This is a genomic window from Catenulispora subtropica (genome assembly GCF_039531675.1).
Lineage (GTDB): Bacteria > Actinomycetota > Actinomycetes > Streptomycetales > Catenulisporaceae > Catenulispora > Catenulispora subtropica.
Window position 1 is genome coordinate 25,609 of record NZ_BAAAQM010000046.1, and the last position, 22,357, is coordinate 47,965.

17 protein-coding genes and 1 pseudogene are annotated in these 22,357 nt (G+C 71.8%); 7 read left to right on the forward strand and 11 right to left on the reverse strand.

The genetic code is table 11. The annotated features are described in order from the left end of the window. Positions 1–81: 81 nt before the first annotated feature. The gene (locus ABD466_RS31695) at positions 82–1,980 is read right to left on the reverse strand and encodes an ABC transporter substrate-binding protein (RefSeq protein WP_344660889.1); all 1,899 of its coding nucleotides are present in this window, start codon (positions 1,978–1,980) and stop codon (positions 82–84) included. 266 nt (positions 1,981–2,246) lie between these two features. Here ABD466_RS31695 and ABD466_RS31700 point away from each other — a divergent pair, with 266 nt between their 5' ends. After that, positions 2,247–3,053 carry a DeoR/GlpR family DNA-binding transcription regulator gene (locus tag ABD466_RS31700; RefSeq protein ID WP_344660890.1) on the forward strand — a complete coding sequence of 269 codons (807 nt, stop codon included), beginning with the start codon at positions 2,247–2,249 and terminating at the stop codon, positions 3,051–3,053. 48 nt (positions 3,054–3,101) lie between these two features. Here ABD466_RS31700 and ABD466_RS31705 read toward each other — a convergent pair whose 3' ends face one another. Then, positions 3,102–4,436, reverse strand: a complete 1,335-nt coding sequence (locus ABD466_RS31705; RefSeq protein ID WP_344660891.1) for a C39 family peptidase — start codon at positions 4,434–4,436, stop codon at positions 3,102–3,104. A gap of 147 nt (positions 4,437–4,583) precedes the next feature. On the opposite strand from ABD466_RS31705, the gene ABD466_RS31710 reads away from it, so the two are divergent. After that, complete coding sequence (locus tag ABD466_RS31710) at positions 4,584–6,374, forward strand: N-acetylmuramoyl-L-alanine amidase (RefSeq protein WP_344660892.1); 1,791 nt, start codon at positions 4,584–4,586, stop codon at positions 6,372–6,374. 105 nt (positions 6,375–6,479) lie between these two features. Here ABD466_RS31710 and ABD466_RS31715 read toward each other — a convergent pair whose 3' ends face one another. Both ABD466_RS31715 and ABD466_RS31720 read right to left on the reverse strand, forming a co-directional pair. Then, a complete protein-coding gene (locus tag ABD466_RS31715; protein ID WP_344660893.1) occupies positions 6,480–6,905 on the reverse strand; it encodes a DUF2178 domain-containing protein in 426 nt (141 codons plus the stop codon). Further along, positions 6,889–7,086, reverse strand: coding sequence for a helix-turn-helix transcriptional regulator (locus tag ABD466_RS31720; protein WP_344660894.1), 198 nt, complete (start codon positions 7,084–7,086; stop codon positions 6,889–6,891). Before ABD466_RS31720 ends, ABD466_RS31715 begins: the two co-directional genes overlap by 17 nt. Before the next feature lie 211 nt (positions 7,087–7,297). On the opposite strand from ABD466_RS31720, the gene ABD466_RS31725 reads away from it, so the two are divergent. Together ABD466_RS31725 and metH are read left to right on the forward strand one after the other, a co-directional pair. Continuing rightward, positions 7,298–8,983 carry a hypothetical protein gene (locus ABD466_RS31725; protein ID WP_344660895.1) on the forward strand — a complete coding sequence of 562 codons (1,686 nt, stop codon included), beginning with the start codon at positions 7,298–7,300 and terminating at the stop codon, positions 8,981–8,983. Between the two features lie 243 nt (positions 8,984–9,226). Beyond that, a complete protein-coding gene (metH, locus tag ABD466_RS31730; RefSeq protein WP_344660896.1) occupies positions 9,227–12,745 on the forward strand; it encodes a methionine synthase in 3,519 nt (1,172 codons plus the stop codon). Between the two features lie 49 nt (positions 12,746–12,794). Here metH and ABD466_RS31735 read toward each other — a convergent pair whose 3' ends face one another. After that, positions 12,795–14,048 (reverse strand): MFS transporter, encoded by a 1,254-nt coding sequence (locus ABD466_RS31735; protein WP_344660897.1) that lies wholly within the window; start codon positions 14,046–14,048, stop codon positions 12,795–12,797. Positions 14,049–14,199: 151 nt separating this feature from the next. On the opposite strand from ABD466_RS31735, the gene ABD466_RS31740 reads away from it, so the two are divergent. Continuing rightward, positions 14,200–15,048 carry an SAM-dependent methyltransferase gene (locus ABD466_RS31740; RefSeq protein ID WP_344660898.1) on the forward strand — a complete coding sequence of 283 codons (849 nt, stop codon included), beginning with the start codon at positions 14,200–14,202 and terminating at the stop codon, positions 15,046–15,048. Positions 15,049–15,099: 51 nt separating this feature from the next. On the opposite strand, the pseudogene ABD466_RS31745 reads toward ABD466_RS31740, so the two are convergent. Then, positions 15,100–15,213 (reverse strand): annotated as a pseudogene (locus ABD466_RS31745) (phosphotransferase); the annotation flags it as partial. A 66-nt stretch (positions 15,214–15,279) separates the two neighbouring features. On the opposite strand from ABD466_RS31745, the gene ABD466_RS31750 reads away from it, so the two are divergent. Next, a complete protein-coding gene (locus ABD466_RS31750) occupies positions 15,280–16,671 on the forward strand; it encodes a pyridoxal phosphate-dependent decarboxylase family protein (protein ID WP_344660899.1) in 1,392 nt (463 codons plus the stop codon). Between the two features lie 82 nt (positions 16,672–16,753). Further along, positions 16,754–17,521: a class I SAM-dependent methyltransferase gene (locus tag ABD466_RS31755; protein ID WP_344660939.1), complete on the forward strand. Its 768-nt coding sequence runs from the start codon at positions 16,754–16,756 to the stop codon at positions 17,519–17,521. Positions 17,522–17,586: 65 nt separating this feature from the next. Here the strand turns inward: ABD466_RS31755 and ABD466_RS31760 are convergent, their stop codons facing one another. Genes ABD466_RS31760 through ABD466_RS31780 form a run of 5 tightly spaced genes read right to left on the reverse strand, consistent with a single transcriptional unit; the run spans position 17,587 to position 22,310 of the window. Next, positions 17,587–18,708 carry an acyl-CoA dehydrogenase family protein gene (locus ABD466_RS31760; protein WP_344660900.1) on the reverse strand — a complete coding sequence of 374 codons (1,122 nt, stop codon included), beginning with the start codon at positions 18,706–18,708 and terminating at the stop codon, positions 17,587–17,589. 23 nt (positions 18,709–18,731) lie between these two features. Next, the gene (locus ABD466_RS31765) at positions 18,732–19,208 is read right to left on the reverse strand and encodes a hotdog family protein (RefSeq protein ID WP_344660901.1); all 477 of its coding nucleotides are present in this window, start codon (positions 19,206–19,208) and stop codon (positions 18,732–18,734) included. After that, complete coding sequence (locus ABD466_RS31770; protein ID WP_344660902.1) at positions 19,205–19,726, reverse strand: FAS1-like dehydratase domain-containing protein; 522 nt, start codon at positions 19,724–19,726, stop codon at positions 19,205–19,207. The genes ABD466_RS31765 and ABD466_RS31770 overlap by 4 nt, the downstream gene beginning before the upstream one ends. Then, positions 19,723–21,108, reverse strand: coding sequence for a CaiB/BaiF CoA transferase family protein (locus ABD466_RS31775; protein WP_344660903.1), 1,386 nt, complete (start codon positions 21,106–21,108; stop codon positions 19,723–19,725). Before ABD466_RS31775 ends, ABD466_RS31770 begins: the two co-directional genes overlap by 4 nt. Next, positions 21,108–22,310: an acyl-CoA dehydrogenase family protein gene (locus ABD466_RS31780; RefSeq protein ID WP_344660904.1), complete on the reverse strand. Its 1,203-nt coding sequence runs from the start codon at positions 22,308–22,310 to the stop codon at positions 21,108–21,110. Before ABD466_RS31780 ends, ABD466_RS31775 begins: the two co-directional genes overlap by 1 nt. Positions 22,311–22,357 lie beyond the last annotated feature (47 nt).

The window sequence follows — 22,357 nt, forward strand, 5'->3', positions numbered from 1 at the left end:
GCCGCCGGACCGCCGCGGCCCCGTCGGGGGGAGGGGGCGCGGCCGCGGCGTCCGGCAGTGCGGAGACGGTGATCGACACTGTTACTCGCGTTCCTCGGCGGTGGCGGTGCGGCGCCGGCGGAGCAGGAACGCGCCGCCGCCGAGGACCACGACCGCCGCGACGACGATCCCCACCACCAGGCCGGTGTTCGAGTCCGACTTCGAGGAGGCGGCGGCCGCCGTCGAGCCCGGCGTGGCCGCGCCGGCCGGCTTGGCCGACCAGAACGCCCAGTACCCGTCCTGGCCCCAGTACGCGCCCTCGGGCTGCGGCTGCTTGTCCCAGCTCCCTATCACGTCGGACCGGTAGGCCTCGAGCGCGTTCGCGTAGTACAGGACATTGATGTAGGCGTCGGAGTACAGCTTCTGTTCCATCTGCTTCACGTCGTCGGCGCGCGCCGCCGGGTCGTACTCCGTGATCTGCTTCTGGTACAGCGCGTCGTAGTCCTTGTCGCAGATGAAGTCGTCGCCGGCGAAGCTCTTGCCGGCGGCCTTCGGACGCTCGTCGCACAGCTGGATGGACAGCACGTAGTCCGGGTCCGGGTTCACGGTCCAGCTGTCGAAAGCCAGGTCGAAGGTGCCGGCGGTCTCGGTGTCGCCGAGCTTGCCCTGGTCCACGATCGAGGTGGTGGCGCCGATCCCGACGGCCTTGAGCCACTCGGTGAGGTAGGCGGCGTTCTGCGTGTCGTCCGGCCGGTTGGTCTCGCCGAGGATGCGCAGCGTCAACGCCTTGCCGTCCGGGCCGGTCCGCATCCCGTCCGAGCCCTTCTTGTACCCGGCGGCGTCCAACAGCTGGTTGGCCTTGTCCGGGTTGTAGGAGTAGGCGCTGGAGGCGTCCGGGTCCCAGTGGTAGGTGCCGAAGATCGGCGGGATGTAGCCGCCGCCGACGGTGCCGTAGCCGCCGAGGGTCTTGGCCACCAGCGTCTTGGTGTCGATCGCGTACATGATGGCCTGGCGGACCTGCTGGTTCTGCAGAGCCGGGTTGCCGTCGCCGAACGCCTGGCCGTCCTTGGTGGTGGCGCCGGGGTTGATGGCCAAGGCGTAGAAACGCTTGCCGGGGGCCTTGTTGGTGGCGATGTCCGACTGCCCCTTCAGGGAGTCGTACTGCGCCGGGGTCAGGCCGTAGACGAAGTCGACCTCACCCTTCTTCAGCGCCTCCACCTCGGCGTCGGCGTCCTTGTAGAACTTGAACACCAGGTGGTCGAAGCCGGGCTTGCCGCGCCAGTAGTTCGGGTTGGCGTCCAGCGTCAGGTACTGGTCCTTCTGGTAGCCGGTCAGGATGAACGGCCCGTCGCTGACCACCGGGAACTGGGTGTCGTTGTTGAACTTGCCGATGTCCTGGACGTGCGAATCCCAGACGTGCTTCGGCACGACCGGTATGTCCAGCGCCAGCATCGTGGACTGGGCCTGCTTCAGGGTGATGACGACGTTGTTCCCGTCGACCGCGACCTTCGAGAAGTTGGCGACGAAGTTGCCGTTCGCGGTGGCCGCGTCGTCGTTCGTCATCATCAGGTTGTAAGTCCAGGCCACGTCGTCGGCGGTCACCGGCTGGCCGTCGGACCACTTCATGCCGTCGCGGATGGTGAAGGTCCACGTGAGCTTGTCCGGCGAGGTCGTCCACTTCGTCGCCAGGGCGTCGATCGCGTGGTCGTCCTTGGTGTCGTAGTTCGTGAGGAAGTCGTACATCAGACGGTGCACCGCGGTCGGCAGCGCGCGCTGGGCCAGGAACGGCGACAGCGAGTCGATGCTGCCGTTGGTGGCCACGGTGAGCGTCTTGCCGTCGCTCGCGCTCGCCGCCTGCTGGACATGAGGGGACTGGACGGCGGCGGGCCGGGCGGCGTCCGCCCGGCCGGCGGCCGCGGCCGCCGGAGCGCTCAGCGCCGCCGCCCCGGCCAGTACCGCGGCCAGGGCGAAAGCACGTCGTCGAGGGGTCGGGGTGGGCATGGCTTCCTCACAAGACGGTCTGGGTGGTGCCTTGAGGTGTTGTGGGTCTTCACGCGTCGTCGTGGCGCCGAGTGTGGCAATTCCCGGAGAAGTCGTCAAGAGTCCACGAGTTGTTCGGCCAAGAAACCACATATTTCCCACTCGATCGCGGGATCGGGCGGCCGGGGCCCGGGCCGGGGGCGCCGCCCCGGTCCGCGCTCCCACTACGCTGGTGGCAGCGCGCGCCCGCGCGCACCCCCCTGCGGCCGGCTGTGGAGTCCCCACCGATGAAGGAAGAACTGCTCGACGCGGTACTCCCCGAGGAGCGCCGCCTGCGGATCGCTGCCCAGCTGCGCCGCGACACCCGGGTGCGCGTGGAGGACCTGGCCGCGCGGTACGGCGTCTCCGGCGAGACCATCCGCCGCGACCTGCAGGTGCTGGAGGAGCGCGGCATCCTGCGCCGGGTCTACGGCGGCGCGGTGGCGCAGGAGGCGCGCGGCTGGGAGCCCGGCGCCGACGAGCGCGCCATAGCGCGGCTGGACCCCAAGCGGGCCATCGCCGCCGCGGCCGCCGCGCTGGTCGAGCCGGGGGAGACCCTGGTGTTCGACGTCGGCACCACGGTCGCCGAGACGGCGCGCGCCCTGCCCGCCACCTTCAGCGGCCGGGCGTTGTGCGTGGCCCTGCCGACCGCCGCGGAGCTGGCCGGGCGCGAGGGCGTGGAGGTGCACCTGGCCGGCGGGCAGGTGCGGCGCGGCGACCTGGCGTGCGTGGGCTCGGGGTCGGAACGGTTCTTCGAGCGCTTCTTCGCCGACCGGGCGTTCGTCGCCGCCTCCGGTGTGCACGCCAAGGCCGGCGTGACCGGTGAGAACCTGGAGGAGATCCCGGTGCGGCAGGCCATCCTGGCCCAGGCCGCCGAGGTGTACGTGCTCGCCGACGCCGCCAAGCTGGGCCGGGTCGCGGTCGGGCGGGTGTGCCCGCTGTCCGCGGTGACCGCGGTCGTCACCGACGCCGGGGCGGAGCTGGAGGCGATCCGGGCGCTGGAGCAGACCGGGGTGCGGGTGATCGTGGCGCCGGTCGGGTCCGAGCTGGACTGACCCCCCGGGAACCAAGAAGCCCCCGGCCGTTCGCCGAGGGCTTCTCGCTTACCAGGTCGGGTTCTGTGGATCCGCGACCGGCGGCAGTGCCATGTCGTGCGGTGTGTAGACATACGCGACACCGCCGGAGCCGTAGCCGGTGCTGCCGTCCGAACGCGTCCAGTAGGTCCGCAGCCAGATGTTCTCCAGCTGGCCGCGCTGGTAGATGTGCCGCACCGCGGTGTCCGACGGGGAGAACGGGTCGTTGACGATGAAGTCGCCGCTCGCGGTGAACCCGACGACGACCATCAGGTGCCCGGCGGTGCCGTAGCCGGAGCCGGTGAGCTCGCCGTTGTCGAAGGCCACGGAGATCGCCACCGGGATCCCGGCTTTGATCAGCGTCTCCAGGTCGTCGACCGACGGCAGCTGCACGACCTCGGCGTCCAGCCCGTAGTGCGAGGCGTAGGCGGCGTTGAAGGGCCAGTTGCCGGTGCCCTTGTAGGCGTAGTCATAGGTGAACCGGGCCGCGTAGTCCACGCTCGGGTCGGCGTACGACGGATCCACCCAGGACATGTCGGCCGCGGTCGGGCCGTCGCCCCAGAACTCGGTGATCATCTCGCTGGAGGTGGGACTGCACCACGCGTCTCCGCCGCCGCCGTACTTGCTGTACTGGCCGACGTGGATCTGCTGCGAGTAGCGCGGAACCGCCAGCTCGATGCCCTCGGCGCCGCCGAGCGGGCTGGGGCTGACACCGGTGCGTGAGGGCACCGCCGACGCGAACGCGCCGAGCTGCCACAGCCGCGGGGAGGCGGTGCTGGTCGTCAGCCGGTACAGCGTCGCGCGCAGCTGGTAGCTCTGCACCGTGTGGCCGCCGGCGGCGTTGAAGGTGTCGGTCGAGACGCCGCCGTAGACGCCGGCCGACGGGCTCAGCGAGGTGCGCGCGACGTCGCCGTCGCCGGAGGCCCAGTTGCCCATGTCCAGCCACCCGGTCTGGTGGCCGTCCTCCATCGTGGCGTTCAGCTCGACCTTCAGCCAGGTGCCGGCCGGGGTCTGCGCGTTCCACGACGAGACCAGCTCCGTGGCGCCGAAGCCCGGCGTGTACGACGGCGAGGTCCAGGTGCTGTAGGCCCAGGTGTTCGTGGTGTGCAGGTACGGGTCCTTGTACCGGTACGTGCCCACGGTGCCGGAGATCGCGATGCCCTGCCGGTCGCCCGCCAGCGCGGTGACCCCGTCGGCGGTCCCGGACTGGAAGTCGGCCTGCGTCGTCCACTTGTGGAAGTTCACACGCTCGCCGGCGGTGGCGGCGTGGGCCGCCGGACCGGCCACGGCGCCCGCGGCCATGACCACCGCGCAGGACAGAGCCCGGACCGTGGCGGATGAGCGGTTCCAGGAAGCGCTTCGCATGGCTCGGAGTGTTGCAGCGCTCTGAGTACCCGTCAAGAATCATCATGGTTTCTTGTTGATTCTGCGTGACAAACGCCCGTCCCGGCCGCACCATGTCCGGTGGCGGATCCGGATCCGGATACTGATGAAGGACGGTGAATGCGACCCATGAGACGACGCGACACGGCTCGGCGAAGAAGGTGGGCCGGTGGCCTGCTGGCCGTGGTCACCCTGCTCACGTGCGGCCTGGCCGGCGCTCCCGCGCAGGCGACGAGCTCCTCCGGCGTCACCGCGGCCTTCGCCCGGGCGGCGCAGAAGTACGGCGTGCCCGAGCAGGTGCTGGAATCGGTCTGCTACTTGGAGGGCCGCCTCAGCGCGCACGGCGGGCAGCCCAGCATGGACGGCGGCTACGGCTGCATGCACCTCGTGAAGGGCCGCAGCACGGACACCCTCGACCAGGCGGCGAAGCTGACCGGCCTCACCGTCACCGCGCTCCAGCACGACACGGCCGCGAACATCATGGGCGGCGCGGCCGTGCTCCGGGCCGAGGCGCTCGCGCTGGCGCCGAAGCTGCCGGCCTCGGTGTCCGGCTGGTACGCGCCGATCGCGGCCTACAGCCACGCCTCCACGCGGTCGGTGGCCGGGATGTACGCCGACGCCGCGTTCAAGCTGCTGGCCACCGGGTTCAGCGGCGTCGCCGACGACGGCGAGACCGTGACCCTGGCGCCGCAGGCCGTGGCCCCGGACACGTCCGGCCTGGCCTCGGTGCCCGTGGCCGCCGCGCTGCCGGCCGGCTGCACGCAGGACTCGAACGTCGACTACCCGGGCGCGGTCGACTGCGTGGTACCGGCAGCCACGTACGACTGCAACGTGACCTCGCCGTGCACCTACCAGAGCTCCAGCCGCCCGTCGAGCTTCGCCATGTACGCCGTGACCATCCACGACATCGAGGGCACCGCGCAGGACGCCCTGAGCACCTTCCAGGATCCGAACAGCGGTGTCAGCGTGCACTACATCGTCGACTCCGACGGCACCGTGTACCAAGCGCTCAGAGAGAAGGACATCGCGTACCACGCGGGGAACTTCTATTACAACGAGCACGCCGTCGGCATCGAGCACGCGGGCATCGACGCCACCGGCTACCAGTGGTACAACGCCACCGAGTACCTGGCCTCGGCCAAGCTGGTCGCGTATCTGCTGAACAAGTACAACATCCCCTTGGACCACGCCCACATCACCGCGCACGGCACGACCCCGGCGCCGACCACCGGCACCTCGCCGAACCACGTCGACCCGGGCAAGTACTGGCTGTGGGACTACTACTTCGGCCTAATCCACGCCCAGGGCGTGCCCTACCCGACCGGGAACACCCCCGCCGCGGGCCTGTTCCGGGTCAACCCGAGCAGCGACCAGGCGCCGCTGGGCGCCAACGGCACTGAGACCACGGCCAACAACAGCTTCTTCACCCTCTACACCGGTCCCAGTACCGCGGACCCGGTCATCCCCGGGGCGTCGGGCACCGACCCCACGGACGAGACCACGAACATCGAGACCCAGATGCCGTACTACTACCTCGCCGAGCAGGCGGACGAGGCCGGCACCGGGATGGAGATGTACCAGATCTGGTACGGGGAGAACGACAGGCTGGGCGGCTCGTCGCCGAGCCAGTACGCCGACGCGAAGCTGGCGTGGGTGGCCGTGCCGGCCGGCTCGGCGGTCCCCGTCCACTCCTACGTGCTGAGCCTGAAGCCGACCACGAAGAACGGCACCATCAAGATCTACGGCCGGCCGACGACCAGCTCCACGTACGTCATCGGCACCGCGCCGACCGGCTCGGAGTGGGCCGCGCCGAAGTCGGTGTTCGAGGACGGCACCAGCAACCTGTGGTTCGCGATCGACTACAACCACCGCGAGGCGTGGGTGCCGAACACGGAGGTCACGGTCGTCGCGTGGTACTGACGGCGCGGGTCACGTCGCAGACTGCTGACTGATCCCGGGGACGCCGCGGCGCTCGGAGCCTGCGCTCCGCGCCGCGGCGTCCCGCGTCCCGGTGCGCGGCGTCCCTCAGCCGCGCCGGGTCAGGACGATCGTCGAGACGATGTAGACGCCTCCGACCACCGCGGAAAGCATCGCCCACGTCGTCGCCCCGGTCCCACGCGCCGCCGAGACGAAGAACCCGACGACCAGCACCGGCGCCAGCACCCGCAGCGTCGTGGCCGCCGCCCGCTCGTCGATGGCGCGGCGGCGTTCGTCACCGGTGTCGCCGCCGAGCAGCGCCGCGGTCTCCCAACGGCCGGAGAACAGCCGGAGGGCGACGACGTAGGCGACCATGACCCCGAGCCCGAACAGGGCCATCGGTACGTCGTGCCGGGCCAGGAAGACCGCGAGATAGACGCAGCCGATCAGCACTCCGGTCACCGGGACGGCCCACCCGCCGCCGCGCCTCCCGCCGTCGCCGGTGCCGGTGCCCTGCTCAGTCCCCGTCGACATGGAACATCTCCTCCACTGTGGTGCCGAAGTACCGGGCGATGCGGATGGCCAGCGGCAGCGACGGGTCGTAGCGGCACTGCTCGATCGCGTTGACCGTCTGCCGCGAGACGCCGAGCGCCTGCCCCAGGTCCTGCTGCGACAGGCCCTTGCCCTGACGCAGAGCCCGCATGTCGTTCCGCATGGATGGAAAGTACGCTTGACACTCGGAGGTGTCAAGCTTGCTTTACAGCGGAGCGCGGGACGGGGACCGGCACGCCCTCCGAAGGCTGAACCTGCGCCGACCGGGTGACCCCGTGACGGGAATCCGACGTCGCAGCGGCGGACCCTCAGCCCGGCAAGCGCTGTAGCCTCGATCGGAACCGCAGATGGGCAGGCTTACGGGGAGGTGGGCGATGGAGGCGCTGACGTCGCCCGTGTGGGTGACGCAGAGTACGGCGGTCCGGGACCCCGCGGCCGCCGATCCGGCGCCCGGCCCGGCCCGCGTGCTGCGGCTGCTCGACGCGGCGCGGCCCGCGGACGTGGCGGGCGTCCTGCGCGCCATGGCACCGGAGGCGCTCGCCGAGGCGGTGGGCGCGATCGCGTTGCCGCTGGCCCCGGCGGTCGTCGCGGCGGTGCTCGGCGAGCGGCCGTCGGTCGCGCGGGAGGTCCTGGCATGCCGGCTGGTCCAGCAGCCCGAGTGCGTGCCGGTACGGACGATGGGCCTGCCGGAGTACCGGCGCGCCCTGGACGACGCGGCCGCCGACGACTACCGCGACGTCACGGTGTCGCGGCTGCGGACCCTGGCGTTGGATGCGCTGCGGTCCGGGACACTGACCGCCGGGCAGGTCGTGGAGCACACGCGTCCGGCGGTGCTGACCGTGACGCTGGGGGTGTGCACGCCGGAGGAGTACGTGCAGCCCGGCGCGCGCCGGGCGACCGGTGACGTCAGGGTTCTCGTCAGGGGGCTGCTGGCCGCGAAGCTGGGGGAGGACCAGGAACGCTGGTCGACGATGCTGGACGCGAGCGGCGGCTTCGGCGGGACGCTGGGGGAGCTGCTCGACGCCTGCGGTGGCCCGGACGGGTCCGCCGGGTCCGCCGGGTCTGCCGGACCCGAAAGGCCTGACCGGCCCGATCCGTCCGGCGCGGACGCCCCGGGTGGCTTCCGCCGCTTCTTCGGCTCGCCGCGCACCGACCACAACCCCCAGAGCCTGCTGCTCGGGCTCGCGCCGCGCGACGTCGCGGGCCGTTACCTGGCAGCCCTCCACGACGTGCCGAAACCCGTTCCACCGGGACCGCCGCAGCTCCGCTGGGGCTGGCTGCTCACCAGCGGACCGCTGACCCGGCCGCTCGTCGACCACGTGCTGGACCGCGGCCTGCCCGCGCAGCGGCGGTGGCTCGCCCGCAACGAGCTGTGCCCGGACTCCGCGCTGGAGCGGGCCGGCGCCGGGAGCGCGCAGGAGCTGCTGCTGCGCCGGGTCGCTCCGCCGCGGTTCCGGCGGGCCGCGTTCCGGGCGTTCGAGCGCGATCCGGCCCAGGTCCGCACCTGGGCCCAGAACCTCGCCGGCGACCGCCTCGACCAGCTGCTGGACCTGGTGTGGGACATGACCGACGACCCCGTGACGCTCCGGCAGGTGGTCCTCGCGGTCAGCGGCCGGGTCACCACGGCGGCGCTGGTGTGCGCGTACGGCGCGCTCGCGTCCGCGGTCGGCCCGGAGCCGGTGTGGGCGCTGGAGCTGCAGCGCACCGGCAGCCTGGAGCAGGCCCTGCCGGCGGTGCGGGCGTCGCAGCTCACCGGCACCGCGGACCCGTTGGTCGACGCCGCCCGGCAGGTGCCGCGCCGGCACTGGCTGGACGCGGTCTCCGACCAGGACCACCGCTACCAGGCGCTGCGCACCGACGCCGAGCTCGACCGCGCCGGCCACTTCCCGCGCGAGGCCCTGGTGGCCGCGCACCTCGACGGCCGTCCGGAGCGCTGGCGGGAGGTGGTCCGGCGGCTGGCGGGCGGGGCGGCGGGGCCGGTGGAGGCGGTGATCCGGGAGGTGGCGGAGGCGGTGCCGGAACGGGGTCAGGTCGTGGAGCTGGCCGCCGCCGGCCGCTGAGCGGGCGTTCGGGCGAGGCGGCGAGCGGGCCGCAGGACCGTCCGCGGGGCACGCGGCGCCGGACGCCGGCGCCAGAGGCGGCGCCGGGCGCTCGCCGTCCAGGGCGTCCGCGCCGGCGCCCCGCAGCTCCAGCTCCATTCCGTGGACACTCCAAGATCCGGTAAGCCCCGCGGACTAGAATCGGTCGGGATTGGTCACAGCAGTGGTCACAGCAAGAGCAGCCGCTCACCCGGAGGAACCATCATGGCCTCGACCGCCTCGTCGTCCGCGCACGCCGGAAACACCAGGTCCGCAGCGTTGCGCGAAGCCCTCCGCACGAGGGTGGTGGTGGCCGACGGGGCCATGGGCACCATGCTCCAGGCGCAGAACCCGACGCTGGACGACTTCCAGGGCCACGAGGGCTGCAACGAGATCCTCAACCTGTCCCGTCCGGACATCGTCCGTTCGGTGCACGAGGAGTACTTCCGGGCCGGCGTGGACTGCGTCGAGACCAACACCTTCGGCGCCAACCACACCAACCTGGGCGACTACGGCATCGCCGACCGGATCCACGAGCTCTCCGAGGCCGGCGCCCGGCTCGCCCGCGAGGTCGCCGACGACTTCAGCACCAAGGACAGGCCGCGCTGGGTGATCGGTTCGATCGGCCCGGGCACCAAGCTCCCCTCGCTCGGCCAGATCTCCTACCGCACGTTGCGGGACGCCTATCAGGCCGAGGCCGCCGGGCTGATCGCCGGCGGCGCGGACGCGCTGCTCGTGGAGACCAGCCAGGACCTGCTGCAGATCAAGGCCGCCGTGCTGGGGTGCAAGGCGGCGATCGCCGCCTCCGGGGTCGACGTCCCGGTGTGGGCGCAGGCCGCGTTCGAGACCACCGGCACGATGCTGCTCGGCACCGAGATCGGCGCGGCGCTGACCGCGCTGGAGCCGCTGGGGATCGAGCGCGTCGGCCTGAACTGCTCGACCGGGCCGGCCGAGATGAGCGAGCACATGCGCTACCTGGCCAAGCACTCCGGGATCGGCCTGTCGTGCATGCCGAACGCGGGCCTGCCCGTCCTCACCTCCGACGGCGCGCACTACCCCCTGGGCCCGACCGAGTTCGCCGACTGGCAGGAGCGCTTCGTCACCGAGTACGGCATGTCGCTGGTCGGCGGGTGCTGCGGCACCACGCCGGAGCACCTGCGGCAGCTGGTCGAGCGGGTCGGCGGGCGCGAGGTGGCGCCGCGGGCGCCGCGGCGCGAGGCCGGGGCGTCGTCGCTGTACCAGCACGTGCCTTTCCGCCAGGACATCAGCTACCTGGCGATCGGCGAGCGGGCGAACACCAACGGCTCCAAGGCGTTCCGCGAGGCGCTGCTGGCGGAGAACTGGGACGCGTGCGTGGAGATCGCGCGCAACCAGATCCGCGACGGCGCGCACATGCTCGACCTCTGCGTCGACTACGTGGGCCGAGACGGTGTGGCGGACATGCGGGAGGTGGCCGGGCGGTTCGCGACGGCCTCCACGCTGCCGATCGTGCTGGACTCCACCGAGCCCGACGTCCTGCGCGCCGGACTGGAGACCCTCGGCGGGCGCGCCGTCATCAACTCCGTGAACTACGAGGACGGCGACGCCCCCGACTCCCGGTTCGCGCGGATCATGGGGCTGGTGTCCGAGCACGGCGCCGGCGTCATCGCGCTGACCATCGACGAGCAGGGCCAGGCCCGCACGGCCGAGCACAAGGTGGCCATCGCCGAGCGGCTGATCGAGGACATCACGGGGAACTGGGGCGTGCCGGAGGACTCGATCCTCGTGGACTGCCTCACCTTCACGATCTGTACCGGGCAGGAGGAGTCGCGGCGCGACGGCCTGGAGACCATCGAGGCCATCCGGGAGCTGAAGCGGCGGCACCCGGACGTGCAGACCACGCTGGGCCTGTCGAACATCTCCTTCGGCCTGAACCCGGCCGCGCGGCAGGTGCTGAACTCGGTGTTCCTGCACGAGTGCGTCGAGGCCGGGCTGGACTCGGCGATCGTGCACGCCTCCAAGATCCTGCCGATCGCCCGGATCCCGGAGGAGCAGCGGAAGGTCGCCCTGGACCTGGTCTACGACCGGCGGGCCGAGGGCTACGACCCGTTGACCCGGCTGCTGGAGCTGTTCGAGGGCGTGGACGCCGCCTCCCAGAAGGCCTCGCGCGCCGACGAGCTGGCCGCGCTGCCGCTGGAGGAGCGCCTGAAGCGGCGCATCATCGACGGCGAGCGCAAGGGCCTGGAAGGCGACCTGGACACCGCCCTGCAGGAGCGGCCCGCGCTGGAGATCGTCAACGAGGTGCTGCTGGACGGGATGAAGACCGTCGGAGAGCTGTTCGGCTCCGGTGAGATGCAGCTGCCGTTCGTGCTGCAGAGCGCCGAGACGATGAAGGCGGCGGTGGCGCACCTGGAGCCGCACATGGAGAAGTCCGACTCCACCGGCAAGGGCACGATCGTGCTGGCCACGGTGAAGGGCGACGTCCACGACATCGGCAAGAACCTGGTCGACATCATCCTGTCCAACAACGGCTACAACGTGGTCAACCTCGGCATCAAGCAGCCGCTGCAGACCATCCTGGACGCCGCCGAGGAGCACGCCGCCGACGCCATCGGCATGTCGGGCCTGCTGGTGAAGTCCACGGTGGTGATGAAGGAGAACCTGGAGGAGATGAACACCCGCGGGGTCGCCTCCCGCTGGCCGGTGCTGCTCGGCGGCGCCGCGCTCACCCGCGCCTACGTCGAGCAGGACCTGGCCGAGCTGTACCAGGGCGAGGTCCGCTACGCCCGCGACGCGTTCGAGGGGCTGCACCTGATGGACGCGGTCGCGGCGGTGAAGGCCGGCGTGCCGGGCGCCTCCCTGCCGGCGCTGCGCCCCCGCCGGGTGAAGGCCACGGGCCCGCTGCGCACCGTCCCCGACGAGCCGATCCCCACCCGCTCCGACGTGGCGATGGACAACGCGATCCCCACCCCGCCGTTCTGGGGCGACCGCCTGGTCAAGGGCATCCGCCTGGCCGAGTACGCCCCCTACCTCGACGAGCGCGCGCTGTTCCTGGGGCAGTGGGGCCTGAAGCCGGGGCGCGGCACCGGCGGCCGCACGTATGAGGAACTGGTCGAGGAGGAGGGCCGCCCGCGCCTGCGGATGTGGCTGGAGCGCCTCCAGACCGAGAACCTGCTCGAAGCCGCGGTGGTCTACGGCTACTTCCCGGCCGTGAGCAAGGGCGACAGCCTGCTGATCCTCGACGACGCAGACGACTCCCGCCAGGAGCGCATGAGCTTCACCTTCCCCCGCCAGCGCCGCGACCGGCACCTGTGCCTGGCCGACTTCTGGCGCCCGGAGGACACCGGCGAGGTCGACGTGGCCCCGTTCCAGCTGGTGACGGTCGGCGCGCGCATCGCCGAGGCCACTGCGGAACTGTTCGCCGCGAACTCCTACCGCGAGTACATGGAGCTGCACGGCCTGTCGGTCCAGCTGGCCGAGGCCCTGGCCGAGTACTGGCACGCCCGCGTCCGCGACGAACTCGGCTTCGCGAACGAGGACCCGGCCTCCGTCGAGGCCCTGTTCAAGGTCGAATACCGCGGCTGCCGCTACTCCTTCGGCTACCCGGCCTGCCCGGACCTGGAGGACCGTGCCAAGATCGTCGAGCTGCTGAAGCCCGAACGCATCGGCGTGCGCCTGTCGGAGGAGTACCAGCTGCACCCGGAGCAGTCGACCGACGCGATCGTGGCGCACCATCCGGAGGCTTCGTACTTCAACGCCGGGTGAGGATGCTGATGGTGCGGCGGCCCGCCGGTTCCGCCGACCGGGCCCCGTCTCACCCTTCGTTGGCCAGCGCCTCCGCCTCGGCGGCGGCCGCCAACCCGACCGCGTCCGCGTGAGCGCTCGCGCCCGCCGCCTCGCCCCCGCCCCCGTGCACCGCCGCCGGCGCGTTCCGTCCCAGCAGCCCGCCGCCGAGCGCGACCAGACCCGCCAGCACCGTGACCGCCGTGAACGCCACGCGCAGCGACGTCAGGTTCGCGATGCCGCCGATCATGCCGGGCGCGGCCATGCCGGCTCCGTAGGCGATGGTCGCGACGCCTGCCACGCCCAGCGTCGGGTTCGGTCCGGCGTGGCCGGCGGCGGCGAAGGCGAGCGGGACCACCACGCTGACGCCGACGCCGATCAGCATGAAGCCGACGACGGCCGGGAGGGGGGACCTGGCGACGACGACCAGGAGGCCGCCGAGCGCGCCGACGACGCCGCAGGCGCGGACGGTGGCGGCGGCGCCGAGACGGCCGACCACGGCGTCGCCGGAGAGGCGGCCGGCGGCCATGGTGAAGGCGAACATGCCGGTGGTGAAGGCGGCCTCGGCCTCGTCGCCGTGCAGGGTGCGGTGCATGTAGACCGAGGACCAGTCCTGGGCGGCGACCTCGGCGTAGATGCCGCAGAAACCGACTAGGCCGATCAGCAGGATCACGCCGCGCGGCACCACGAACAGCGGCACGTCCTCGGACTTCTCCTCGGCCAGGCCGACGTCGGCCGCCGTGGTGCGGAAGGCGTGGGTGGCCGCCACCGCGACCGCGGCGATCACCGCCGCCGCGATCGCGAAGTGCACGCGGGCGCTGACATGCTGGTGCGCGGCCAGGGAACCGGCCAGGGCGGCGACCAGGACGCCGGTGCTCCAGCTGCCGTGCAATCCGGACATGATGGAGCGGCCCATCCGCTTCTCGACCAGGATGCCCTGCGCGTTCATCGCCATGTCCGAGGTGCCGCCGACGGCGCCCAGCACGGTCGTGGCGGCGGCGAGCGCCGGCAGGCTCGGCATCCACGAGGCGGCCAGGACCACCAGGGCGAACGCGCAGATCAACACGCGGGCCACGATCTTCGTACCCAGACGGGCCACCAGCCGGCCGGCGAACGGCATCGCGCAGATCGCGCCGATCGACGTCATCAGCAGGGCTATCCCCAGCTTGCCGGCCGACAGGTGCAGGTGATCCGACAGCCATGGCAGGCGCGAGGCGAAAGTGCCGGAGCCCGCCCCGTGCGCCCCGAACACGGCCGCCACCGAGCGTCGTTCCTTGTCCCGCATGGGCGACCGCCGCTCCTAGCCGTTCCCGCTCCTGACCGGCATAGATCATATCGTCACCTGAAGTGCTCTAGACCAGAGACGGAGTTTGGTTATCCTGGGGCCTTCGAGCGCTGACGAAACCGGCCCCGGGCCCGGCCCGCCAGGAGGGTGCATGGCCGATCACGACGGACTGGACCCGCTGCCCCCGCTCCTCGACGACGCCGCAGGCTGGCAGCCGCTCACCGTCGACACCGAAGCCCCCCATGTCGCCCGCGTCTACGACTTCCTGCTCGGCGGCAAGGACCACTTCCGCGCCGACCGCCAAGCCGCCGAACTGATCCAGCGCGCCAACCCGCACATCCGCGACACCTGCCGCCAGCAGCGCGACTTCCTCCGCCGCGCCGTCCGCCACCTGGCCGCCGCCGGGCTGCGCCAGTTCGTCGACATCGGCACCGGCCTGCCCAGCACCCCCACCACGCACCAGATGGCGCGCGCCGTCGACCCCGCGGCCCGGGTCGCGTACGTGGACAACGACCCGATCGTGCTGTCGCACGCCCGCGTGCTGCTCGCCGACGGCGGCGACGGCACGGCGTTCGTCGAGGGCGACTTGCGCACTCCGGGGGCGCTGCTCCAGGACCCGGTCCTGACCGCGCTCATCGATCTCGGGCAACCGGTCGCGATCCTGGTGACGGGGCTGCTTCACTTCCTGCCGGATCACGAGTCCCCGGCGCACCATCTGAGGACGCTGATGGACGCGTGCCCGTCCGGCAGCCACCTGGTGCTCACCCACGGCACCGCCGACCTGGCCGCGGACCTGGCCCGGGCCACCGCGGCGGCGTATCGGCAGTCCTCGATCGCGTGCCGGCTGCGCGATGCCCGCGAGGTGTTGGAGCTGGTGGGGGACTGGGAGCCGATCGCACCGGGGCTGGTGCCCATGGCGGAGTGGCGGCCGGAGGGTGCGGTGGCGCGGGCGGTGCGGGAGCGGCAGATCGCTTACGGGGTGGTGGCGCGGAAGGGGTAGGCGACCAGGAGGCTGATGCGCGCGGACAGGTTCTTGCCTACTCGCCGCCGCTCAGCCGGCGAGCGTCTCCTGGATCTGCCGCGTGGTCGCCGCCTTCACCCACGGGTCCACGGCCGCGTTGGCGGCATAAGCGTTCAGCCCCGCTGTCAGCGCCCAGCCCCGGCCGCAGGACTCCACCTCTTCCGAATTGGCCCGCGCGCGATGATCACCGCTGACGTTAGGGTCGGGCGCATGCATCGCCTTCTCGCGGATGACCTCGCACAGCTGCCGGACCTCCTGGACCTGGCCCGCGACCGGGCCGCCGCGGTCCTGGCCGGTCTGGACTCCCGCCCCGTCGTCGCCGCGGGCGTACGAGGCGGGGCACGAGTCCCCGACGCGGTGCCGCTGCCGGCGGACGGCGTCGGCGCGGCGGCTGCTCTGGCCGAGTTCACCGAGCTCTGGGAACCGCACATGTCGGCCAGCGCCGGGCCGCGCTACTTCGGCTTCGTCACCGGCGGCACCACACCTGCCGCGCTGGCCGGCGACTGGCTGACGGCGGCCCTGGACCAGAACGCGAACTCGTCGTTCGAGTACGGCGGCCAAGGGCTGGAGCGCCAGACCGTCGCCTGGCTCCGCGAGCTCTTCGGCCTCGGTCCGGCGCACTCCGGAACCTTCGTCAGCGGCGCCACCATGTCCAACTTCGTCGGCCTGGCCATCGCCCGTGAGTGGCTCGGGACCCGGCTCGGGGTCTCAGTGGCCGCAAACGGCGCCGCCGCTCTCGGGCGAGTGCGCGTGCTGTCCGGGACGGCGCACTCCAGCATCGCGAAGGCGCTGTCGATGCTCGGCCTCGGCAGGAGCGCGTTGGTGCCGGTCCCCGTGCTGCACAACCGCGAAGCCGTCGACGTCGCCGCTTTGGAACGCGAACTGGAGGCGGCCGAGGGCCCCTGCGTCGTGGTCGCCAACGCCGGCACGGTGAACACCGTCGACTTCGACGACCTCCGTGCCATCGCGGCCCTGCGTGCCCGCCACGACTTCTGGCTGCACGTCGACGCGGCCTTCGGGGGCTTCGCGGCGCTGTCCCCGCGCCACGCGCACCACGTCGCCGGCCTGGACGAGGCCGACTCGATCTGCATCGACCTCCACAAGTGGCTCAACGTCCCCTACGACAGCGCGATCCAGTTCACCCGCCGCCGTGACCTGCAGACCTCGGTGTTCCAGAATTCGGCGGCATACCTGGGCCCGCTCGGCGAGGAGCCGGACCTGGTCCACCTGACCCCAGAGAACTCCCACCGCCTGCGCGCCCTGGCCGCGTGGTTCACCCTGCGCGCCTACGGCCGTGAAGGCCACCGTGAGATCGTGGAACACTGCGCCGAGTCGGCGCTGGCGTTCCACGCCGCGGTGGAAGCCACCCCCGGACTCGTGCCCCTGGCGCCCCTTCGGCTGAACGTCGTCTGCTTCACCCTCGCCGACGACCCGACTGCCGACCGGATCCAGGCCCTGATCCGCGCCGTCTCGGAGGAGGCCTTCTTCACGCCGACGGTCTACCAGGGCGTCCCGGCGATTCGGGCCGCCTTCAGCAACTGGCGCACGACGGCGGACGACGTCGAACGCTCGGTGCGGGCCCTCCGGGCGGCACTTGGCTGACCCCGTTTCTGCGAACCGCGGGGGCGCCGGCGGGGCGGCGGACTGGGCCGGGCCCCTAAGCTTTCCCGTTGTGACGGACAACATTGATCCCGTGGCCTATAACCGCGCCGCCTGGGACCGCGAGGTGGAGAACAGCAACGAATGGACCCAGCCGGTCGGGCCGGAGGTCATCGCCCGGGCCCGGGCCGGCGATTGGTCCGTCGTCCTGATCGGCCACGAGCCGGTTCCGCGCGGCTGGTTCCCGGCTGAACTGGCCGGCGCCGAGGTGCTGTGCCTGGCTTCCGGCGGAGGGCAGCAGGGGCCGGTGCTCTCGGCAGCGGGCGCGGTCGTGACGGTCCTGGACAACTCGCCGCGGCAACTGGACCGCGACCGGGAGGTCGCCACCCGCGAGAGCCTGGCCGTCCGTACCGTGCTCGGCGACATGCGCGACCTGAGCGTGTTTCCCGATGCCGGCTTCGATGTCGTCTTCAATCCGGTGTCCAACGTGTTCTGCCCCGATCTCGCACCGGTCTGGCGGGAGGCCTTCCGGGTTCTCCGCCCGGGCGGAATCCTGATGGCCGGGTTCCTGAACCCCGACATCTTCATTTTCGACGTCACGGCGTTGGACGAGCGGGGTGAGCTCATAGTGCGCCACAAGCTCCCGTTCAGCAGCCTTGATCTCCCAGACGCCGAGCGGCAGCGCTCGTACGGGACCGGGCCGATCGAATACAGCCACTCACTCACCGGGCAGATCGGCGGCCAGCTCGCGGCAGGCTTCATCCTGACCCACTTGGACGAAGCCCCGCACCACGCGGATGCCACCGCCCGGTACATGCCCGGTTACTTCGCCACGCGGGCCGTCAAGCCGTAACCGCCGCGCGTCCGGAGAACGCGAGTCGGCGGATCTCAGGTGCCGTCCTTGACCCCGGCTTCCCCCTACGCGGCGTCCAGCACCTGCGCCGCGATCAGCTCCTCCAGATACCGCGCGTCCCACCACGCCATCTGCCACTGCTTCGCCCGCCGGAAGTACAGCTGCGTGTCGAACTCCACCGTGAACCCGTTCCCGCCGAAGATCTGCTGCGCGGTCGCCGTCACGTCCCGGAACGTGTCGCCCGCGAACAGCTTCGCCATCGGCGCGAGCTTCGCCGTGGACCGTCCCGCGTCCCGGGCCCACGCCGCCTCCCAGACCAGCGTCTCCGCGCCGTCGATCGCGGTCACGGCGTCGGCGAGGTAGTGCGCGATGGCCTGGAACGCTCCCAGCGGCTTGTCGAACTGGTGCCGGGTCAGCGCGTACTCGACCGTGAACTCCAGTGTGCGCCGGGCCGCGCCGACCATCTGGGCCGCCGCCAGCACGATGGCGTCGTGCATCACCGCGTCCCAGACCGGCCAGCCGCCGCGCACGACGCCGTCCTCGGGCACGAAGACGTCCTCGAAGTCGATCCGGTACTGGGTGTCCGAGGCGACGGTCAGCTGCTGCGTGAGCCGCACGCCCTCGGCCGCCGGATCCACCAGCGGGAACACCACCTCGCCCGTGGCCTCGTCCCGGGCCAGGACCATCACCCGCTCCGAGCTCCGGGCGTAGGGGACGTGCCGCTTGACCCCGGTCAGCCGGTAGCCGCCGCCCTCGGCCGGCACCGCCTTCGCCCGCACGCCCTTCGGCCCGCAGCCGCGATCGGGTTCGAGCCACGCCACGGTGAACACCCCGGCGCCCGACGCGATCCGCGGCAGCCACCGCTCCCGCTGCTCGGCGCTGCCCGCGGCGTCGAGCACCCGGCCGGCCAGGACGGTGCCCGCGAAATGCGGCGAGGGCACCAGCGCGCGCCCGAACTCGGCGTAGACCAGGGCCGCGTCCAGCAGCGTCATGGCGGTGCCGCCGTGCTCCTCCGGCAGCCGCATCCCGTGCAGGCCGAGCTGTCCGGCCTGCTTCCAGAAGTCCTCCGGGTAGCGCTCCGGGTCGTTCTCCAGGGCGCGCACCGTGTCCAACGGCACGTGCTTCGCGCACAGGTCCCGCACCGTGTCCCGCAGCAGCAGCTGCTCGTCGCTGAGGTCGAGGTCCATTTTGTCGGGGCTTCCCTGTCTCGCTAGGGGCGCCAGCGCTCGCCGCGCCGGGCCCACGGGTTGTCGTCGGGGGAGACCGGGACGGCGATCCGTGCCGAGCACCCGGTCTTGGACGCGCCGTCGACGGTCAGGTCGAGCTCGACGGAGGCCCAGCCGCAGCCGGCGTCGTCGACCGCCACGCCGGACACGGTGCCGGCGATCCGCATCAGGTCGCCGGGGAACACCGAGTCCTTCATCCGGAAGCGCATGCGGCCCGGCCGGCCGTGCGGGCCGGTCCAGTCGGTGAGATAGCGCTCGAACCACGCGGCCTGGTTCGGGGTGTTCAGGAAGATGTCCTTCACACCGTTCCTGGAGACGGCGAAGTGGTGATCGTGGTGCATGGGACGCCAGTCCCGCGTGGCCAGAGCGCCGAGAACGACCGTCGTCGCAGACACCGGGTATCGCAAAACCGGCAGGAGGTCCCCGACGGCGATCTGGTCCAGGGTCAGCTGCGGCTTCATGCGGCCTGCTCCTCACGCCGGTAGCCGAAACCGGTGTACGACTCCACACCGCACAGGTCGCCGCGGGCGTTCCGGTATTCGACGTCGATGGTCCAGAAGCGTCCGCGGCCCAGCTTCGTGGTCTTCACCGGGCTGATCGACCGCAGGCGCTGGCAGGTGGTGAGGACGTTGCCGGGGCGCACCGGCTCGTGGAACACCGTGGTGAACTCCGAGATGATCGCCTCCGGAAGGTTCAGCTGCGCCTTGAGGTCGAAGTGGATCTGCAACGGCAGCTTCGGTGTGTCCTGTCCCGGGGACCAGTGGTGGGGGCGGAACCACGTCGACAGCATCGACGGCGGCGCGATCGGGCCGCCGGTGATCTCGGCGGCCGCGGTCTCGTCCCAGTACAGCGGGTTGCCGTTCTCGACGGAGGCGCAGGAGGTCCAGACGTAGCCGCGTTCGACCGGGAAGTCGGCGGTCTCCTCATAGCGGGTCTGGTCGATCAGGGCCGTGACGTCGGCCGGGAGGTCGTCGGTCATGCCACAGAGCCTTCCTCCAGGAGTTCCTTGATCTCGGCCTCGGTGAACCCGGACTCCAGCAGCAGCTCCGCGCTGTGAGTGCCGTCCGGGAGCCGGTACGGGAGTTCGGAACGGACCATGCCGGCCAGCAGAGGCGCGGTCTGGCGCAGAGCGCCGTGCTCGGGGTGGACCGCCTCCACGAATGCGTTCCTGGACCCGTAGTGGGGGTCCTCGGCCAGCTCGGGCACGGTGAGAACGGGTGCGACACACGTGTCGGACCCGGACAGGAGCCCCACCCAGGCGTCGCGGTCCCTGGCCGAGAGCGCCACGGTGATGTCCGCGCGGATCTGGTCCTGGACGGCGTCATCGGTCTGGTGCGCGGCCCACTTCTCCAGGCCGAGCAAGCGGCAGAAGTTCGCCCAGAACTTCGGTTCGATCGCCGCCACGGCGAGCCACCGGCCGTCGGCCGCCGGGTAGGTGGCGTAGCAGGCGTAGCGGCCGGATGTCATCGAGCGCTGATGGCCGGGCTCGTACCCGGTGGCCAGGTACTCGTCGACGGCCAGCGACATCAGCGACAGGACGCCGTCGGCCACCGACACGTCCAGGTACGCGCCCTCGCCCTTGACCAGCGCGGCGAGGATGGCGATGACCGCGTGCATGCCGCCGCCCGCGCTGTCGGCCAGCGTCGCGCCGGGCAGGGCCGGGTTGCCGTGGACGCCGGGCTCGCCGACGGCGAGGTAGCCGCCGACCGCGAGGTAGTCCAGGTCGTGGCCGGCCCATTGCGCGTAGGGGCCCACCTGGCCGAAGCCGGTGGTCGAACAGTAGACGATCTTCGGGTTGCGCGCCCGCACCGCCGCGTACCCGACCCCGAGCCGGTCGGTCACGCCGGGCCGGAACGACTCGATCACCACGTCCGCGCGCTCGGCCATGCGCAGAAAGGTCTCGCGCCCGCGCTCGGCCTTGAGGTCCAGCAGGATGCGGCGCATGCCGCGATGGCCGCTGTAGGCGTGGAAGACCGGCGTGATCTGGACGGCGCCGCGAGCCGGCACCGCGCCGACGTTCACGACCTCGGCGCCGTAGTCGGCCAGCCAGCGGCCGGCGCGCGCGGCGGGGCCGACGCTGGCGAGGTTCAGGACTTTGACGCCGGACAGGAGCGCGCCGGCGGCGATCTCGGTTTCGCTTGACGCGGCGATCGCCGAGGCGCCTGCCGATGCCGAACCCGCAGCGATGGTCGCCTCGCCGATCTCGCCTATCTCGCCGATCTCGCCGGCCGGGCTGGCCTCGCTGGCCTCGCTGGTCGGGCTGGGAGCGCTGGCCGTGCTGGCCGTGCTCGCGGTGCCGGCCGTGCCGATCGCACTCGCCGTGCCGACCGCCTCGTCGGCGGCGTCGTGGACTCCCGCCATCAGAAGTTCTTCGGCAGGCCCAGGCGCCGCCGCGCGATGATGTTCTTCTGCACCTCCGACGTGCCGCCGCCGATGGTGTCCAGCACCGTGTACCGGTACGTCGACTCGGCGCGGCCGGCCATCGGGGCCTCCTCGGTCCCCACGCGGAGCTGGGAGCCGGGGGCGGCGAGGTCCATGGCGGCGTCGGCGACGCGCTGGGACAGCTCGGTCGCGTACAGCTTGTACTCGCTGGCCTCGGTGGTCGGGGGCGGTCCCGGTCTGCAGGACGCCGCGACCACGCGCAGCCCCAGCAGCCGGGCCACCTCGGCCTCGGTGGCCAGGCGGGCGACGCGGCGGCGGGCGACCGGGTCGGCGCGGACCGGCTCGTCGTCCACCTCGGCGGCGCGGAGCCAGTCGACCAGGAGCTGGAAGCGGGCGGCGATGGGGGAGTAGGTGAACATCGTGAAGCGTTCGAGGTCCAGCGCTTCGGAGATGTACTGGAAGCCCTTGTTCAGTTCGCCGACGCGGTGGTCGTCGGGGACGAAGACGTTGTCGAAGAAGACCGAGTTGGTGCGTTCGTCGCCCATCGTCCAGATGCCCTGCACGGTGATGCCGGGATGGTCCAGCGGCACCAGGAACAGGGTGATGCCGAAGTGCTTGGGCGCGTTCGGGTCGGTGCGGGCCCCGACCCAGTACCACTCGGCGAAGTGCGCGGAGGTGGTCCAGGTCTTCTGGCCGTTGAGGATCCAGCCCTCGACGCCGTCGCGGGTGGTGCGTTCGGCCTTGAGCTTCATGGACGCCGCGTCGGAGCCGGAGTCCGGTTCGCTGTAGCCGACGGCGAACTCCACCTCGTTGCGGAGGATCTTGGGCAGGAACTTCTCGCGGAGGAAGGGCGAGCCGTGGGCCAGGATGGTCTTGCCGATGATGCCGACGCCCTTGCCGATCTGCGGGCCGCCGCGGCGGGCCAGGGCCTCGTTCAGCAGGTACTCGTAGACGCCGTCGCCCTCGGACCCGCCCCACTCCTTGGGCCAGGTGATGCCGAGCCAGCCGCGCTCGCCGATCCTTCTCATGAAGGCGCGCCGCGCCGGGGTGTCGACGATCTGCGCCATGTTCTCGCGCGTGACGTCGAAGACGCTGGCGTCTCCGGGCGTCTGCTCGGCGTCGAGGAAGGCCTCGACGTCGGCCGCGAACGCCTGCTGCTCGGGCGTGAAATCGAAGTCCATAGTGCGGCACACCGTACATCTGACGGTGTGTCAGATCAAGACGCGCC